This window comes from Pseudophaeobacter sp. TrK17 (genome assembly GCF_042192375.1).
In the GTDB taxonomy this organism is placed as follows: Bacteria; Pseudomonadota; Alphaproteobacteria; order Rhodobacterales; family Rhodobacteraceae; genus Pseudophaeobacter.
Window position 1 is genome coordinate 2351452 of sequence record NZ_CP071700.1, and the last position, 17206, is coordinate 2368657.

Sequence of the window (17206 nt, forward strand, 5' to 3'; positions counted from 1 at the left end):
CGCCGGAGCCAAAGATTTCAAGGGCTTAGAGGTTTGATCCTCTAGGCCCTTTTTCTATTGGGGAACGCCGGGGGAACAAACCTCTATGTGTTAGGTTTGTTCCCAACAGCTGTTTGCGCCTGACGTGATTCATCTGATTGCCCAAGTCTGATTTGCGGGCAGGTTGGTCTTGCTGCATGGTTGCCGTGGTAATTGCATTAAGGAGATAGGAATGAAGATTGTTTTGTTGATGTTCTCGGATGCCGCCCGAGAGAACCTCGTTAAAGTCGAGAAGGTGCTCGGCCTACCTGATGGCTGCGACAAAGTTGGAGAAGGACGCGTGGAGGGGATTCTGAGCGAAGGAGTGCTGGATCCGCAGGCCGATCAACCAATCTACTATCGCATCGCGCGCATGGAAGAGGCCGACATTCCCAAAGTCTACCAAAGCTGGGTCGGGGTAATCCGATGAGCATGGATGATCCGATCAAAAGACCGATGGAGGGCTGGTACCTTCGAGATGCTCTGAAAAAACTGGCTGAAGTATGTTCTCTGGCTGACGGCCTTCGATACGATATTACGGAACCGCTGACCGAAGAGGACATTGCAGCAGGTGCAGAGCCACTTGAGCCGGAGGCGATAGCCGAAGTACTTGAGAATATTTCCCGAATTTCCACCAGCTTTGCATTGGATGAGCTAAAAGCAACTTCCGATGAATGGTATGCCGCCAACGACAAAATCTCATAGCCCCCCCCCCGGATGGGGGGCACTAAATCCCAATCAACCAGCGCCAATGCTTGCGACGGGTCCACGCCCGCTTCTTTTGCCATTGCTGGCGCTTGAATGATGCCAGCCGCAGCGCGCGCGTCCGCCCGCGTCAAAGGCTTGCAAGGGGCGCATAACGTCAATGGCCACGGGGTTGCGGGCGGGCGTCAGGGGAGACACGCGCCCGCCAGCGAAGGTCGTCAGAAAGCGAACATGTCCTGGAACTGCTCCCGCAGGATGTTCTTTTGAACCTTGCCCATCGTGTTGCGCGGCAATTCTGCAAGAACGACCAGTTTGCGGGGGTGTTTGAACCGGGCCAGAGAGTGATGCACGGCCTCCATCATTGCATCCGTATCCGGCGTGGCGCCTTTTTCTGGGACGATCACCCCCAACACCGTTTCGCCAAAATCAGGATGGGGCACGCCAACCACCGCGCTTTCGAGAACGCCAGGCTGGTCGTCCAGAACCAGTTCAATTTCCTTGGGGTAGATGTTGTAGCCCCCCGAGATGATCAGATCCTTGTTGCGACCAACAATGTGGACATAGCCATCGTCGTCGATCTTGCCCAAGTCCCCGGTGAGGAAGAAGCCGTCTTGGCGCAGTTCCGCAGCCGTCTTTTCCGGCATCTGCCAGTAGCCTTTAAAGATATTCGGCCCACGCACTTCGATCTGGCCCACCTCGCCTATTGCAAGGGAGGCACCAGTGTCAGGGTTGGTAATCTTGAGCTCGACCCCAGGCAAGGGAAAGCCCACTGTCCCCGCGCGGCGTTCGCCGTCATAGGGGTTGGAGGTATTCATGTTTGTTTCGGTCATGCCGTAGCGCTCTAGGATCCGGTGGCCTGTGCGCTCTTCGAACTGGGAATGGGTTTCGGCCAAAAGCGGCGCCGAGCCGGACACAAACAGGCGCATATGGGCTGCCAGGTCTTTTGTGAAGCGCTCATCGTCCAACAGACGCGTGTAGAAGGTAGGAACCCCCATCATGGTGGTGGCCTCAGGCATGCTGGCAATGATCAGGTCCAGATCGAACTTCGGCATGAAAACCATACTGCTGCCCGCAGCAAGCGTGACATTGGTGGCCACAAACAGCCCGTGTGTGTGAAAAATCGGTAGAGCATGCAAGAGGACATCATCCGAGGTGAAACGCCACTCGCTGACCAGGGTGCGGGCATTCGAAAGCAGATTTTCCTGTGTCAGCATTGCACCCTTGGAACGACCGGTCGTACCGGAGGTGTAGAGGAAGGCTGCCAAGTCATCCCCGCTGCGCTCAACGGGGGCAAAACTCATTGGCATGACCTGCGCCTGCGCCATCAGGGTTCCGCCGCCATCGGCATTCAGGGTTTCGATCTGCGCACTGAGCCGATCGGCCACCACACCCAACTGGTCTTCGTTTCTACCGTCGCAGACAATCAGCGCCGCACCGCTGTTTTCGATGAAGTAGCTAAGTTCATCGACCGTATACGCCGTGTTGAGTGGCAGAAAGACCAGCCCAGCCTGTGCACAAGCGGCATATAGCGCCAGTGCTTGCGGGGATTTCTCGACCTGAACGGCGACTCGGTCTCCGGGCTTCAGCCCAATTTGAGCCATCACATTGGCAATCTGAGCGCTGGTCGCAAGGAAGTCCTGGTGGGTGATCACCTGACCGTCGAGCAGACGCAGGAAGGGCGTGGTCTTTCCGGCGTGGATACCGAAAAGACCGTCATAGAGAGGATTTGCCATGGGGTTACCTTTCTTCGGTCTTGGGAAGTGCGACTGGTCCGGCCAAAGCTTGGACCTCGGCCGTTGCTACGACTTCGCGTGTGTTGGCAAAGTTTTCATGGTTCTGCGCGACCCGAGCCAGGTCGTAGAGATAGTTCACCATTGTGCCGCCCGACTGGGCCCGGCCTTTGTCCGAAACATCGCCATCGGCATGCACCGCGTGAACAATCGCCCCGTTGCCAAGATGGAACCGAGCCACCGGATCAAACGGCAGCCCTCTACTGGATTTTGCGTTCAACAGGTAGTGCGCGGCCAACGCCTGCATGTTTTCCGGATCGTCGGTGGTCCAGGTCAGCCCCACCTGTTTCAGCCATTTGGTCAGGCCGGGAATGGGCGACAGGGTGACAAAGGTGTCAAGACCGGACAGCTCCGCCGACAAGTCTGCTGCGACCTGTTTGATCAGCGAATTTCCAAAGGAAATGCTGGCGAGCCCGGCCTGGCAGTTGGAGATCGAGTAGAACACGGCAGTGTCCGCCTCTTCCGCAGGCAATGCAGTTCGGTCTTCAACCAAAAGTGCCTGCACCGACCCGGGAGTGCCCTTGGTCAGGGCGACCTCGACAAAAATCAGCGGCTCATCCGGCATCGACGGGTGGAAGAACGCAAAACAGCGACGGTCCGTTGGTTCCAGCCGGCGGCGCAGATCGTCCCAGCTGTGGATGGCGTGCACCGCCTCATAGGCAATGATCTTTTGCAGGATATGGGCAGGGCTTTCCCAGCTGATCGGGCGCAAGACAAGGAACCCGCGATTGAACCAGGAGGCAAAGAGATGGCGAAAATCCAGATCCAGCGCCTGCAGTTCCGGCTGTTTGCCCCCCAGCCGCAACAGATCAGCGCGCATCTTCACCAGGGCCCCTGTGGCCCCCGGCACCCGGTTCAGGCGGCGGACGAATTCCTGGCGGGCAGGTTCGGCAGCGTCGGCAAAGGCCTGATAGCTGGCCTTCGATGGGCTTCGCTCGTAGTCGTCGAGCGTGCTGCGGACCGCTTCCGGGTCAATGTTCATCGTGGATGCGATATCCTGAAAGAACGCGAGCTTGTCCGCGTCCTCCAGCTCGGCAAACCGCGACAGAATTTCCCGGGCCAGTGCCAGCCCCGAGGTCTCGCCCGCAGATCCGACCAGCGCAGTGGCCATTTCGGTCAGCGGGCGACCGTCCTCGGTTGCCCCCGGCGCTTCGCGGCGATAGCGCCGCTCAAAGACCGTGGACAGAAGATCGGCAAGAAGGCTCATAGCGCAGCTCCCATGACTACGTTCGGCAACCAGGTTGCGAGACCCGGGAACAGGCACAGCAGGATGATTGCCAGGACCATGCAGGCCACAAAAGGCAGCGAACCGGTCAGGATGGTCTTAAGCGAAATATCAGGTGCGATGCCGTTGATCACATAAAGGTTCAGACCAACAGGCGGCGAGATCAGGCCGATTTCCATGTTGATCGTCAGCACAACCGCGAACCAGATCGGGTCAAAACCTGCGGTGTCAATAATCGGCAGCAAGATTGGGGCAGCCATCAGAATGACAGCAACCGGGGGCAGGAAAAATCCAGCAATTAGCAGGAATACATTCACGACCCCCATCAGAACCCAACGGTTCACATCCAGTGTGCCGATCCATTCGGCGATCGACTGGGTGATAAAAAGTGAGCTGAGCATGTAGGAGAACACACCAGCAGCCGCGATGATAAAGAGGATCATCACGCTTTCCTTGGTGCTGTCCCGCAGCACAACCCAAAGATCTTTGGGGTTCCAAAGCTTATAGATGATCATGGCGATCAGCAGGCAAAGCAGCGCGCCAACGGCGGCGGTTTCCGATGGCGTTGCGATGCCGCCATACATGGCATAGAGCACGCCGATAATGATGCCGAGGAACGGCAGAACACGGGGCAGGATCTCGAACCGTTCGGCCCAGGTGTAGCTGCCTGCGCCCAGGCGCGATGCCTCGCCGGATTTCCAGGTGGAGTAAAGCGACCAGGCCATGAACAAGGTCACAAGCAACAGACCGGGGATCACACCGGCCAGGAACAGGCGGCCAATCGAGGTTTCGGTGGCAATACCGTAGACGATCATCGTGACCGAAGGGGGGATGAGAATGCCCAGCGTGCCCCCCGCTGCGATCGAGCCCGCCGCGACGCCATCAGGATAGCCGCGCTTGCGCATTTCCGGGATGCCCATCTTGCCGATAGCGGCACAGGTCGCAGGCGAAGAGCCGGACATGGCAGCAAACAACGCACAGGCCCCCAGGTTCGATACAACCAGGCCGCCGGGGACACGGGTCAGCCAGCGCTCCAGTGCTTCGTACAAATCGGCCCCAGCGCGGGTCGATGCGATGGACGCCCCCATGATGATGAACATGGGGATCGACAGCAGCGCAAAGTTGTCAAGTTTGCCAAACAACAGTTCGGGCATCAGTTCGAGAGAGCGCGCGCCATCAAAGACCAGCAGGAAGCCAGCGGAGACGATCAGCAGGCCAATGGCAACGGACACGCCAGAGAAAAGTACGAGGATGGTGACAATCGCCACGATTGCCCCAAGCAAAAGCGGATCCATTAGGTGTCCTCCAGTCCAAAGGGTTTGTCGATGCCGGTCAAAACCGCCACTAGGTCAGCGATCAATTGCAAAAGCAGCAGACCAAAGCCCACAGGCAGCGCCAGGTAGGGGATCCACAGGCGCACGCCCCAGACAGTGTCGGAACGCCAGCCACGGTCCCAGGCGAAGTGCCAGTAATCATAGCCGTAAAACAGCATGATCGAGACGATGCTGATCGACAGGACCGACGTGAGAATGGCCATGAAAAACCGTGGGCGCGGCGGCAGCGCGAGCGGAATAAGGTCGACATTCACGTGTCCGCGCAAACGCTGCACATAGGGCAGACCGACCAATGTTGCGGCGATGACCAGATAAATAACGGCTTCGGTTTGCCATATGGTCGACCCGTTCAGAACAAAGCGCACGATGATCATTTGGCAGGTGATGGCGACGGCAGAGACGATCATGCCCGCCGAACACCAGCCAGCCAATGTTGAAAGCGCCGCGACGACGCGAAGGAAAAGATTGTTCCCCGTATGGGAAGCAACGGCGGAGCCATGACCAGCCATGTGCACCTCCTGATGTTATTGGAACGGTAAATAAATGAAAAGCGGGGCGGATTTTCATCCACCCCGAGTGGCGGTCATTCGACAGCCAGTGCCAGGTCGAGCAATGCCTGCCCATCCGCGACTTCTTCGACGAATTTTGCGTAGGAGGTTTCCATCGCAAGCGCACGCCAGGCATCAAAATCCTCGACACTCATCTCGGCAATCTCGACGCCGGCCTCGCGGAAGACCTTGGCCGAGGCAGCATCCTGGCTCTTGGCCTCTTCCATGTAGAAGGCCTCAGCCTTTTCGGCGGCGGCGACCAGCGCGTTTTGTTGCGCTTCGCTCAGGCCATCAAACGTGCGCTTATTCATCAAGAGTGGCTGATACATGAACCAAAGCGCAACATCGCCCGCCGGCGTGTAACAGCTGACCTGCTCGTAGATGCGGTAGCTGACGAAAGACGACGAAGAGGTGTTTGCAGCCTGCAGAACACCCGTCTGCATCGCATTGTAGATCTCGGACGACGCCATCGACGCGATGGATGCATCGGCACCGGCTAACATTTGTTCAAACGACTTGCCAGCCGCGCGGGTCTGCAGGCCTTTGACGTCTTCGGGTTTGGTGATGCACTTGTCCTTGCCGGCAAAGCCACCTGCCAGATAACCGTGAACCAAAACCATCACGTCATCTTCCGCCATCTTGGCTTCCAGCGCTTCCATAAAGGGAGAATGCGACAGACGCGCTGCATGATCATGGTTTTTCACCAAGCCGGGCATCAGGGTCAAATTGTAGGCGGGCTGTTGACCACCGGCGTAGGACAGCGGCAGAACAGTCATGTCCAACTGGCCTCGGCTGAGCGGCTTGTACTGTTCGCGCGGCTTGAACAGCGATTTAGACCCGAAGATTTTGATTTCGAGATCGACCCCGGCTGCCGCGACCTCATCGGCGACGATCTGCGCGACCTGATGGCGAATGTCTTTGCTTGACCATTGGTGCGACAGGCGAAGCTCAGTTGCTCCTGCCAATGTGCCCATGGAAGCAAGCGCCAGAGCGGCGACAGCGGTGTTCAGAATGGGTTTCATGTTATCCTCCTCCAAGAATCCAACCCGGAATACACCAGGTTGGCCCTAACGATAGGTGGGGTGTGTTTTTTAAGTCAAGTATCTTGTATACAATAATAACAATCTTGAGCTTCAATTTCATGTTTGGTAATGCAATTATATGGAAAAACGTCGTGCCGATATCATCGCAGAGCAGCTCGAAGAGCGCATTTTTGATGGAACCTATACGGACGGAGATCGGCTGGACGAAGTTCGTATTGCCGAACAGTTCGGCGTGTCCAGAACACCTTTGAGGGAAGCATTACAACGGCTTGCACGCTCTGGGTTGGTAGAATTGGTTCCCCGGCGCGGCGCTTTCGTTCGTCAGCCTGGCCCGGTTGAACTCTTGGAAATGTTTGAAGTCATGGCGGAAGTCGAAGCTGTTTGTGGGCGCCTTGCTGCAAAGCGCATTTCTGACGAAGCTCTGGCAGATTTACATGATGCAAATGACAGGTGCCAAGCGGCCGTTGAGGCACAAGACCCCGACACCTACTACAGCGAGAACGAGCGATTCCATAAAATTATTTACCGGGAGTCAGGCAACGGCTTCCTGGAATCCGAGACTGGACTTCTGCACCGACGCCTCCAGCCCTTCCGGCGTCAACAGCTGAGACTACGCGGCCGCATGGTGCAATCCATGAGCGAGCACAAGATCATCCTGGAAGCCTTGGAACAGGGCGACTCTGAGACAGCAGCTGACGCGCTGCGTGGTCATGTGGCGATCCAGGGAGAGAAATTTCACAGTCTGATGGCAACCCTCAAAAACTCCGCCCCATGACGGCTTGGGGAGCGCCCCATCCTGGTGCCCCACTGCCCTTTGTCTACTACAGCAAAACTTTTCCCTAGCGATCAGATCAACAGGAAATGACACATCGCAGCGGTTCACACCTGCTCAGATTGTTTAAGATGACCCTCCAGGCCGGTTTTCACCCTGCCCCAGGTCTGCTGCAGCTTGGCCAGCGGCGGTTTTTCATCGGTGTGCTGCACCTCAATTTCAATCAGAGCCCCGCGCAGATCCAGCTGACCTAGAACCGCGGCTGATCCAGCCAGGCGATGGGCCTCTTTGCGATGGGCATCAAGCAATTGAGCCGCGCCAGCCAGCACATCCAAAAAGCTGTCGACCTCTGCGATGAAGGTATTCAGAAAACCCGTTGCCCGCTCAGCCCCCAGGGCGTCAAAGAATTGCGCGATATCGGATTGGTCTTGATCGGCTTCGCCAGCTTGGGCCGGGGCTGTATATCGCGCAACCAGAACTGAGAGATCCTTATTGCTGACCGGTTTTGTCGCCACTTCGGCAAAGCCCGCCTTGAGAATGCGCGCATGGTCTTCCGGGGCCGTATGGGCGGTCAGGGCGACAATCTCCACATCCTGAGCAAGGTTTTCACCGCGTATCCGGCGGATTGCTTCAATGCCATCCACCTCGGGCATGCTGATATCCATCAAAACAAGGTCAAACCGCTGCTGCCGACATGTTTCTACCGCAGCAGCCCCGCCTGACGCGACCGTGACCTGATGCCCCTGTTTCTCAAGCATCCGCTGAAACAGCTCGCGATTGATGTCATTGTCTTCCACCACCAAGATCTTGGCAGAATGCTCCTGGGCCTGTTCGATGGCGGGATCGGCGACGGGCAGCGACTGGGCTGTGGGCAGCGGCAGGACGAGAGAAAACAAACTGCCCTCGCCCAATTCGCTTTCACAGGTGATGGTCCCCCCCATTGCCTCGACGATACGGCGGGTGATTGCCAAGCCCAGGCCAGTGCCTTCGCTGCTACGCTGATAACTGGAATCCAAGGTGATAAAGTCTTCAAAAATCCGGTTGAGGTTATTCTTGGCAATGCCCTCGCCGGTATCAGCAACGTGAAACTCGATCTGGCCTGCTGTGGCGTTGGGATGGACATCAATCATAACCCCACCATCACGCGTGAATTTGATCGCATTACCAATCAGATTAAGCAGAGCCTGTTGCAGCGCCCGCGGCCGCCCCGTAACCATTTCCGCCCCGTCGTCGATGCCATAGCTCAGGGTCAAATCATTGCCGTTTGAACGCGCTGGGGCCTTTTGGCTTTCCACCAGACCTTCCACCAATTCGCGCAGATTAAAGACGCTCTCATTTTCGGTTTCAATACCGGCTTCCAGGCTCGACAACTGCAAGACATCATTGACGTGATGAAGCAGCAACTCACCGGACACCAACATCGCATCCAGGTAGCGGCGTTGCTCGCTGTCTGGCTCCATTTGCTTCAGCAGTTCAATGGAACTCAGGATCCCGGTCAGGGGCGTGCGCATTTCATGGCTCATCACCGTCAGCAAATTGGCCTTGGCACGCTCTCCCGCCAGGGCATCATCACGGGCCCGGCGCAGCTCTTCCTCCACAGCGATGCGATCGGAAATATCACGAATATAGCCAACATAGGCTTGGTCGGTTTCGCTGCGACTGACGGAAAGCGACATCTCCATCGGGAAGATCTCGCCTGACTTTCTTTGCGCCTGCAGCTGGACCCGCCCCCGACCCGCCACCCGGGGACTGAGTTTTTTTTCCAAACGTTTCATTCCCACGCGATGGACCTCGCGCAGATGTGGAGGAATGATCAACTCATCCATTTTCGCCCCCATGACCTCCTCGCGCCGGTAGCCAAAAATCGCTTCGGCGGCACCGTTAAAGGCAAGGATGCGGCTCTCTTGGTCAATCATCAAAATGGCATCAAGCGAAGACGAAATCATCGCCTCCATACGAGACGAGGCCTTACTGCGCTCTTCCGCCAGTCTGCGCCCCCGGCGATACATCCACCCAGACAGCAAGGCAGTGACCGCCAACGCTATGATCAGGGCCAAAAGCACCACCGCCAACCGCCACATGATCGCAAACAACTGCAAACGCTTGCTTTCGGTATCTTCGACCTGGATGACCACGCCAAAAAGCGCCAGTTCGCGCACGTCATCGCCATTGTGTAGCAGGTGCATCGCGATCAGATGGCGGTTCTGCATCAGCTGCTGATCTGGCACGTCAATCAACTCGACAAGGGACTCCAGGCGTCCCTGCAACCGGCCGAGCAGCTTACCACCTGCTGGCGAATTGCGCAGATCAGCATATTTTGTTGAAAAACTCTTCCTTGATTGCGACCTGAACTACTGATTCAATTCCCATATTGTGGGGGATTTGGCGATGTTGGGACCGAGGCAAGAAGCGCAGGCGGCACTGTTTTACGAGTTTTCGCTGGAAGATCATGTCCCACAAGATCACCTGCTGCGATCCATTGATCGTTTCGTCGACCTGAGCAGCGCTCGCGCCTATCTGGCAGATTTCTACAGCCACACGGGCCGCCCTTCCGTCGATCCTGAACTGCTGATCCGGATGCTGTTGGTTGGCTATTGCTTTGGCATCCGGTCCGAGCGGCGGCTCTGTGAAGAGGTTCATCTGAACCTCGCGTATCGTTGGTTCTGCCGCCTCGACCTAAGCGATCGCGTTCCCGATCATTCAACGTTTTCCAAGAACCGGCATGGGCGTTTTCGCGACAGCGAACTTCTGCGACACCTGTTCGAGACGACCGTCGCCCGCTGTATCGAGGAAGGTCTCGCCAGCGGTCAGCGCATGGCAGTCGATGCCAGTTTGATCGAAGCCGATGCGAACAAGCAAAACTCAACACCGAAGGAAGAATGGGATGCGTCGTCCATCGATGCCGTAGATGCACCCCGCGCAGTCCGAGAGTATCTCGACACGCTCGACGAGGCCGCGTTTGGAGCGGCGAGCGATGTCCAACCCAAGTTCACCTCGCATTCCGATCCCGCCAGTCAGTGGACAGCAGCCCGCAAAGGCCCTGCATTCTTTAGCTATTCCGACAATTATCTCATCGACACGGATCACGGTGTCATCTTGGATGTGGAACCCACACGCTCCATCCGGCAAGCCGAGGTCGGATCGACAAAAACCATGCTGACGCGGGTGAAAGAAAAGTTCGGCTTGGTCCCTGACTGGATGATCGCCGACACAGCCTATGGTTCAGGCCCAATGCTCGGCTGGCTCGTGGAGCGCAAGATCGATCCTTACATCCCTGTGATTGACAAGGCCGGACGCCCCGATGGGACATGGACACGCACAGATTTCGATTGGGATGCAGAGAATAATCAATACATCTGCCCCGAGGGTCGCGCGCTCAAGCAGTTCCGCCGGAATTACTCTGATCCGAACCGGGGACCGACGGGCAAGGGCACAGCCCGCTATCGCGCCTTGAAAGAAGTCTGCCAGGTCTGCCCGTCCAAGCAAAAATGCTGCCCTAACGCTGATGCTCGCAAGATCACCCGCGAAGAGCACGAAGATGCGCGTCAGGTCGCCAGGGATCTGGCCAAGACCGAAGAATACCAGATCGCGATGAAGCTCAGAAAGAAGGTCGAAATGCTCTTCGCCCACCTCAAACGCATTCTCGGGCTGGGACGACTACGATTACGCGGGCCTTGCGGCGCAAATGACGAATTCCTCCTCGCCGCTACCGCCCAGAACCTCAGAAAACTGGCCAAGATCTTTCCTGCACCGCAGCAAACGAGAAAAGCCTGATAAGAAAGGCACTCGCGCGCAGATCAAAACACCAATTTCTGCGCTCGCAGCACGTTGTTTTTCAACAGAATCAGCAAAAAGCGGACCTTCAACAAAGGTGGCTATGCGACTGTAATAGACGTCGAATTGACGCCGCAGAGCGGTGATACCTCCGGGTTCTTCCGCCGCGTCAAGGGCCGCCTCCAGCTTCAGATGGTCGACTTCGGCCTGGGACAGGACCCACTGCATATTGTCGGTTGCCGCCGTCGACAGCCCCTCCAGGCGCTGCACAACCTCATGGCCAAGACGCATCGACTGCAGGGTCAGCAGCGGCAGCACCATCAGCGCCATGAGGAGCAGGATCTTTGTCACCCGCGGCCAGTTTCCGGGGCCAAGCCTGCCCCAATAGAACGCTCCAGCCGCCTGCCTGGGGAAGGCGGCCTTGGGACGTACGTTCTTTTGGTTTCGGATCTGCCCGGCTGTCTGTGTCATTCAGATTTTTGCCCCAGGGTCAGGTGGCTCAGCTGCCAAATGCTGCGCGAATAAACTGCCTCGGTGCGGTAGGACAGGTTCTGGTCATAGGGGTAAATCAGCCACAGCGGCCCCTTGCCCCGCAGCGACATGGTTTTGCCATTGCGCAGATAGGCAACAATTGGCCCGCCAGCGACAGCATCAGAAAGCGGCACCTCAACCATATAGTCATTGACGGCGCGCGCCTCGATGGTGGCACCCGCTGTCTGCGCCGTCACATCGAAATGCGCCAGCAGATCCGCCAGCGACACACCGGTGAAGCTTTGGGTTCCAGTTGTCCAGATGGTGGAGGTTTCAAAGTGCTCTGCGGTAAAGGCCTGCAAGTCTTGCAGTGTCAGGTGCTCTTCCCGCGCCCCGTCCCGCGACCCGTCGCCTTCGATCAACACGGTGAGCAAAACCTCACCCTGATGCGCTGGGGCCGCATCTTCGGTTGCCGTACCTGCCAAGACTGTACCAGCCCCAAACAGGCCCACAAGTGCTGCAAGCGCCCCACTAAAGGCCAGGGACAACAACTTCTTACCGCCTATCATCATCTATCTCTCCAATACCGGTACAAAATGCGTTCTGGGGTTTCCCAACAGTCAGCACCCTCTGTGCTGTCTACGCTATCTGCGATTGAAAAAAGCCTAACATATCTCCGCCTTGGGACTATCTACGCCTGCGGATAGTGCCCTATCCTTCCGTATAGGTGGGATATCCAAGGGTCTAGAATCCCAGCCATTGGTGGCCCTATTCAGGGCAAAAGAGCAGCCGGCAAACGCCGCATTATTGAGCCTTTTTCATCTATAAGAACCGTTCCTTCTGGGCCTTGGGGCGCCAGCCAGCAAAATATGCTCATTCGCAACATCGGCGCCGGCGCGCTGGAAATTCTTCTCTCAAATTGATCCAAAATCTTGATGGATTTGAAACACTTCCAATTGTAAGCTTACCTAAGACAACTCGAACTTGGTTAAGGTTTTCATGCGTATTTTGTTAGCAGACGATCACGATATGGTCCGTGAAACCATCTCTGCCTACCTCGAAAGTAAAGGCGATGCCGCCGTGTTTTTGGCGACAGATCTGGCTGGTGCTCTGGACCAAATCAACAGGGATGGCCCCTTTGATCTTGTCTTGTTGGATTACCAAATGCCCGGCATGCATGGGCTTGCGGGGCTGACCCAGGCGATCGCTGCCAATGGCGGCAAGGGCGTTGCAATTCTGTCCGGCAATGCCCCGGCGCAAACCGCCCAGGACGCGCTCAAACTGGGGGCGATTGGCTTTATTCCCAAAACCATGGGCGCCCAGTCGCTGCTCAATGCGGTCCGCTTTATGGCCGCCGGAGAGATCTACGTTCCCGTAGACCTGATGCGCCCAGAACCCGCAGCCCCTGCACATCCTCTGGCGGAAAAGCTCAGCCCGCGCGAAAATGAGGTCCTCTCCGGGCTGTGCAAAGGCCAATCCAACAAAGAGATCGCGCGTGACCTTGATCTGCAGGAAGTCACGATCAAGCTGCATGTCCGGACGCTGTGCCGCAAGCTGGACGCAAAAAACCGCACCCAGGCTGCAATGATCGCGAAAGAAGCAGGCCTGTACTAAACGCATTTCCAAAGCCCGCGCAGGCCCAAAGAAGCCAAACCAGTCGCGGCAGTTTTACAGACCCTCTGCCGGTGCCCTACGACACCTTGGCAGGCAAGGCCGCGTAGCCGCGAAAACGCATACGCCCACCATCCCGTCGCCCCGCTAGGATCTGATAGGTGGGAAAGCGCGCCAAAAACCGCTCGAGGGCGATTTTTCCTTCCAGCCGCGCCAGGGTCAGCCCCACACAAACATGTGGACCGCCAGCAAAGGCAAGGTGACGGTTGGGTTTACGCCCAATGTCAAACACCTGCGGATCGGCAAAGATCTCTGGGTCGCGATTGGCCGCACCAATCAGAAGATGCAGATTGCTGCCACGTGGAATGACGACACCACCGATTTCAACCATGGCCGTGGTTTCGCGGTTGCCCAGCTGATTGGGCGAGCGAAAGCGCAGTACCTCCTCTATGGTCGTCTTGATTAGATCCGGCTGCGCCAGAAGCCGGATGCGTTGTTCCGGGAAATCATGCAGCAGTGCCAGGGCGTTGCCAATCAAGTTTGTGGTGGTCTCATGCCCCGCATTCAAAATGAAAATACAGTTTTGGATCAGCTCGATCTCGCTTAACCGCTCGCCCGCGGCCTCGCTTTTTTCATCGCCAATGAGCCGGGTCAGGACATCGGTTTCCGGATCCCCCGGCGTTGCCCTGCGCCGGGCAATAAGATCCTGCAGGTAGGCCTTGAACTCTTCGACCGCCCGATGCCCCAAGGCCAGCTCCGCCTCGGTCAAAGACGGCTCCAGCGCCCCCAAGATTGCCAGCGACCAGTCCCGCAAGGGGCCGCGCTCCTCCAGCGGGACATCCAGCAGGTTGCCGATGACCTGAATGGGAATACAGGAGGCAAAATCCGCGATCAGATCCACCGAAGGCTTCCCCTGAAGCCCGTCCAGCAGATCATCAACGGTGGCGATCAATCCTGGTTCCATGCGGGCAATCGCCCGCGGCGTCAGCGCCGAACTCATAATCCGGCGCACCCGCGTGTGCAGCGGCGGATCCGAAAACACCAGCGAGGTGGTGTGATGTTCAAACAGCGGCGAATCCGGGCCAAATTTGGGGGAAAAGACCGCCTTTTTGTCGGAAGAATACAACGCGGTGTCCCGGTAGATACGATCCAGATCCCCATACCGACTGATGAGAAAGGACCCATCCGGCTGCGGCAATACTGGGGCCCGCGACAGCAGCGCATCATAAATGGGAAAGGGATCTTCAACAAACCCAGCGGGCGGGTTGGTCAAATCAAAATGTTGAATATCTACCATCGGCGATGCAGCGGGGGCTGACAAATGTTTTACTCCTGAAATTTGCTCTCAGGATCCGATGAAAGCGCCATGCTGTCAATAACATGGGATCATGCGCGCCGCCTGCCTTTTGGTGCAAAAGGACGGGTGACAGGGGCAAAAATTCTGCCTATGTTCGCCATATGTCCACCGCTATTTCCACCATTCGCAACCTTGGCCCCGCCTACGAAGACTCCTGTAAACGCGCGGGTATTCACAGTGCAGAAGAGTTGCGCGCCCTCGGGGCGGATGCTGCCTATGGGCGCCTGCTGGCCAGTGGCAGCAAACCCCATTTCATCGCGTATTACGTCCTGGTCATGGCCCTGCAGGGACGCCCCTGGAATGATTGCAAAGGCGCGGAAAAGAAAGCCCTTCGCAAGCGGTTCGACGCCATCAAGACCCAGAGCTATGACAACGATCTTGGTGAGTTTGAGAGGATTCTCGACCAGATTGGCGTTATCGACAGATCAGCGCGCCGGTAGCGCCGCCTCCCCCTGCCACAGCCGCTGGAGCCCCCTCAGCCGCAACTCTCATAGAAAAAGGCCGCCGTGGATTTCTCCGCAGCGGCCCCAAAATCTCATTCTCTGATCAGAGAGGTGGCTTAGCCAACCAGCTCAAGACCGGAGAAGAAGTAAGCGATTTCAACAGCTGCTGTTTCAGGAGCGTCGGAACCGTGAACCGAGTTTTCGCCAACCGATTCAGCAAACTCAGCGCGGATGGTGCCGGCTGCGGCGTCGGCTGGGTTGGTTGCGCCCATGATTTCGCGGTTTTTCGCGATAGCGTTTTCGCCTTCCAGGACCTGGCAAACGATTGGCTCGGAGGACATGAATTCGCACAGCTCGTCGTAGAAAGGACGCTCAGCGTGCACTTCATAGAACTTGCCAGCCTGAGCTTTAGTCAGGTGGATGCGCTTTTGTGCAACGATGCGCAGGCCAGCTTCTTCGAATTTGGCGTTGATCGCACCGGTCAGGTTGCGACGAGTGGCATCGGGTTTGATGATCGAGAAAGTGCGTTGCAGAGCCATTGGGCGTTCTCCATTTGAAAGATTGGCGGCAAAAATATGCGCCGTATTATTGCGCGCCGCCTAACACGCCAGCGGACCTATGGGAAGAGGTGAGTTACGCCGAACACCAAATTGCAGCCGGATTTCAGGGGGCCTCGGCCAGTGGCTCGTGAATATCGAGCCACCGCACATAAAGCCCTGCGGCCAAAGCGCAGATACTCGACAGTAAAATGATCGACAGCACCATGAAGGGCGCGTTCGACGGCGTCACCAGAACGCCTGTCACGGTTGTCATCACCGCCCCCAGCCCCACCGTAATGGCCCCCGACAGGCCAGAAGCACTGCCCGCCAGGTGAGGCCGCACCGACATCAATCCGGCACTGGCATTGGCCACTGTCAGCCCGTTGCCAAATCCAACCGCAATGGCGGCGCCAAAAAACACCGGGATCGTCCCCAGCCCCGTCAGAAACAGGGCCAGCCCAATCAGTGGTCCGATTACGGCTGCAAACCGCCCCGCCAGCACCAATGTGATCAACGGCACCCGGTTGGCCAACGCGCCGGTGACAAAATTTCCGACCATGAAGCCCCCGGTGATGATACCGATACCCAGCCCCAACTGTGCCGGGTTCAGATCAAACCAGGCCGCTGCCACCAGGGGGGCGCCGGTGATAAAGGCGTAAAAACCACCGATGGAGAAGGCGAGGCAGAAGCTATATCCCCAAAAGCGGCGCGAGGCCAAAAGCTCTGGGTAGCTGCGCATCTGGGCACCAAAGGTGGTGGAGCGCTGATGGTTGGTCTCCCCCCAATCGCCCCAGCTAAGCGCCAACACGCCAAACCCCAAAATAGCATAAAGCACAAAACTGGAGCGCCAGCCAAACAGCATGTCCAACGCCCCGCCCAGCATCGGGCCCAGCATCGGCGCCAAGGCCATGGCCATGGTGACATAGCCAAGCTTGCTGGCGGCCTCGGATGTGGAATGCATATCGCGAATGGTGGCGCGTGACAAAACCTGCCCGGCAACCACCGCGCCCTGTATCATACGAAACCCAAGAAACACCCAAACAGATTGCGCCAGCACGCAGCCAATCGAGGCCAGCGTAAAAATCAACATCGAGCCCAGCAAAATGGGACGTCGCCCAAAACGATCAGACAGCGGCCCCATCAGCAGCTGCAGAACCGCGGAGATGCCCAGATAACCAGCCAGGGCCAGGTTCACCACGCCGTAGCTGCTGTCAAAATCCTCAGTGATCCGCGCCAGCGAGGGCAGAAACATGTTCAGTGACAATACCGCCAGGGCGGTGGCAAAAATCAATGTTATGAGATGGGGATCTTTCTCTGCGGCCCGCATAAAATCACCTGAATACTGTAGTTTAGACTGAGAAATAGCCAATAACGGCTTCTGCGCAAATGGTCTGCATCGAAACTTCCAGCATTCCTGGGTAAAACACCAGATACAAAGCGCACTTGCCCACTCCCATATACCGGCGACGAATGTTTGACACGCGGGGCGCTTAGAGGGCTGATCTGCTGTAGGCGCCAAATCGCCGCCTCTGAGATGGCCCACAACAGCACGGATACGCATTGACAAGGCGCGGTG

Annotated in this window: 17 protein-coding genes; 6 read left to right on the forward strand and 11 right to left on the reverse strand. The window is 57.2% G+C overall.

Going from position 1 to position 17206, the window contains the following annotated elements; translation table 11 throughout:
• Positions 1-211 precede the first annotated feature (211 nt).
• Positions 212-448 carry a hypothetical protein gene (locus JZI28_RS11020; RefSeq protein WP_375697615.1) on the forward strand — a complete coding sequence of 79 codons (237 nt, stop codon included), beginning with the start codon at positions 212-214 and terminating at the stop codon, positions 446-448.
• Positions 445-723, forward strand: coding sequence for a hypothetical protein (locus JZI28_RS11025; protein WP_375697616.1), 279 nt, complete (start codon positions 445-447; stop codon positions 721-723). The genes JZI28_RS11020 and JZI28_RS11025 overlap by 4 nt, the downstream gene beginning before the upstream one ends.
• Before the next feature lie 218 nt (positions 724-941).
• On the opposite strand, the gene JZI28_RS11030 is transcribed toward JZI28_RS11025, so the two are convergent.
• The 5 genes from JZI28_RS11030 to dctP form a co-directional block, all read right to left on the reverse strand.
• Entirely contained in the window at positions 942-2456 is a 1515-nt protein-coding gene (locus JZI28_RS11030; RefSeq protein WP_375697617.1) for a malonyl-CoA synthase, read from the reverse strand.
• Positions 2457-2460: 4 nt separating this feature from the next.
• Positions 2461-3720 carry a malonyl-CoA decarboxylase gene (locus tag JZI28_RS11035; RefSeq protein WP_375697618.1) on the reverse strand — a complete coding sequence of 420 codons (1260 nt, stop codon included), beginning with the start codon at positions 3718-3720 and terminating at the stop codon, positions 2461-2463.
• A complete protein-coding gene (locus JZI28_RS11040) occupies positions 3717-5033 on the reverse strand; it encodes a TRAP transporter large permease (protein WP_375697619.1) in 1317 nt (438 codons plus the stop codon). The genes JZI28_RS11035 and JZI28_RS11040 overlap by 4 nt, the downstream gene beginning before the upstream one ends.
• Complete coding sequence (locus JZI28_RS11045) at positions 5033-5581, reverse strand: TRAP transporter small permease (protein WP_353400043.1); 549 nt, start codon at positions 5579-5581, stop codon at positions 5033-5035. The genes JZI28_RS11040 and JZI28_RS11045 overlap by 1 nt, the downstream gene beginning before the upstream one ends.
• Positions 5582-5655: 74 nt before the next feature.
• The gene (dctP, locus tag JZI28_RS11050; protein WP_348151021.1) at positions 5656-6642 is read right to left on the reverse strand and encodes a TRAP transporter substrate-binding protein DctP; all 987 of its coding nucleotides are present in this window, start codon (positions 6640-6642) and stop codon (positions 5656-5658) included.
• A gap of 139 nt (positions 6643-6781) precedes the next feature.
• Here dctP and JZI28_RS11055 point away from each other — a divergent pair, with 139 nt between their 5' ends.
• Entirely contained in the window at positions 6782-7438 is a 657-nt protein-coding gene (locus tag JZI28_RS11055) for a GntR family transcriptional regulator (protein ID WP_375697620.1), read from the forward strand.
• Between the two features lie 104 nt (positions 7439-7542).
• On the opposite strand, the gene JZI28_RS11060 is transcribed toward JZI28_RS11055, so the two are convergent.
• On the reverse strand, positions 7543-9702 hold the full coding sequence (locus JZI28_RS11060) for an ATP-binding protein (protein ID WP_375697621.1): 2160 nt from the start codon (positions 9700-9702) through the stop codon (positions 7543-7545).
• 121 nt (positions 9703-9823) lie between these two features.
• On the opposite strand from JZI28_RS11060, the gene JZI28_RS11065 reads away from it, so the two are divergent.
• On the forward strand, positions 9824-11209 hold the full coding sequence (locus JZI28_RS11065) for an IS1182 family transposase (RefSeq protein WP_375697622.1): 1386 nt from the start codon (positions 9824-9826) through the stop codon (positions 11207-11209).
• On the opposite strand, the gene JZI28_RS11070 is transcribed toward JZI28_RS11065, so the two are convergent.
• Together JZI28_RS11070 and JZI28_RS11075 are read right to left on the reverse strand one after the other, a co-directional pair.
• Positions 11099-11560 (reverse strand): hypothetical protein, encoded by a 462-nt coding sequence (locus JZI28_RS11070; protein ID WP_375697623.1) that lies wholly within the window; start codon positions 11558-11560, stop codon positions 11099-11101. The two genes, JZI28_RS11065 and JZI28_RS11070, sit on opposite strands and share 111 nt — an antisense overlap.
• A gap of 116 nt (positions 11561-11676) precedes the next feature.
• Positions 11677-12252, reverse strand: coding sequence for a molybdopterin-dependent oxidoreductase (locus JZI28_RS11075; protein ID WP_375697625.1), 576 nt, complete (start codon positions 12250-12252; stop codon positions 11677-11679).
• 427 nt (positions 12253-12679) lie between these two features.
• On the opposite strand from JZI28_RS11075, the gene JZI28_RS11080 reads away from it, so the two are divergent.
• Positions 12680-13294 (forward strand): response regulator transcription factor, encoded by a 615-nt coding sequence (locus JZI28_RS11080; protein WP_295454522.1) that lies wholly within the window; start codon positions 12680-12682, stop codon positions 13292-13294.
• A 76-nt stretch (positions 13295-13370) separates the two neighbouring features.
• Here JZI28_RS11080 and JZI28_RS11085 read toward each other — a convergent pair whose 3' ends face one another.
• Entirely contained in the window at positions 13371-14588 is a 1218-nt protein-coding gene (locus JZI28_RS11085; protein ID WP_375697627.1) for a cytochrome P450, read from the reverse strand.
• A 161-nt stretch (positions 14589-14749) separates the two neighbouring features.
• Between JZI28_RS11085 and JZI28_RS11090 the strand changes: the two genes are divergently transcribed.
• Complete coding sequence (locus JZI28_RS11090) at positions 14750-15088, forward strand: TfoX/Sxy family protein (protein ID WP_375697628.1); 339 nt, start codon at positions 14750-14752, stop codon at positions 15086-15088.
• Between the two features lie 119 nt (positions 15089-15207).
• Here the strand turns inward: JZI28_RS11090 and ndk are convergent, their stop codons facing one another.
• Positions 15208-15630: a nucleoside-diphosphate kinase gene (gene ndk / locus JZI28_RS11095; RefSeq protein ID WP_009812004.1), complete on the reverse strand. Its 423-nt coding sequence runs from the start codon at positions 15628-15630 to the stop codon at positions 15208-15210.
• A 124-nt stretch (positions 15631-15754) separates the two neighbouring features.
• Positions 15755-16957 carry a multidrug effflux MFS transporter gene (locus JZI28_RS11100; protein ID WP_375697629.1) on the reverse strand — a complete coding sequence of 401 codons (1203 nt, stop codon included), beginning with the start codon at positions 16955-16957 and terminating at the stop codon, positions 15755-15757.
• Positions 16958-17206: the final 249 nt, after the last annotated feature.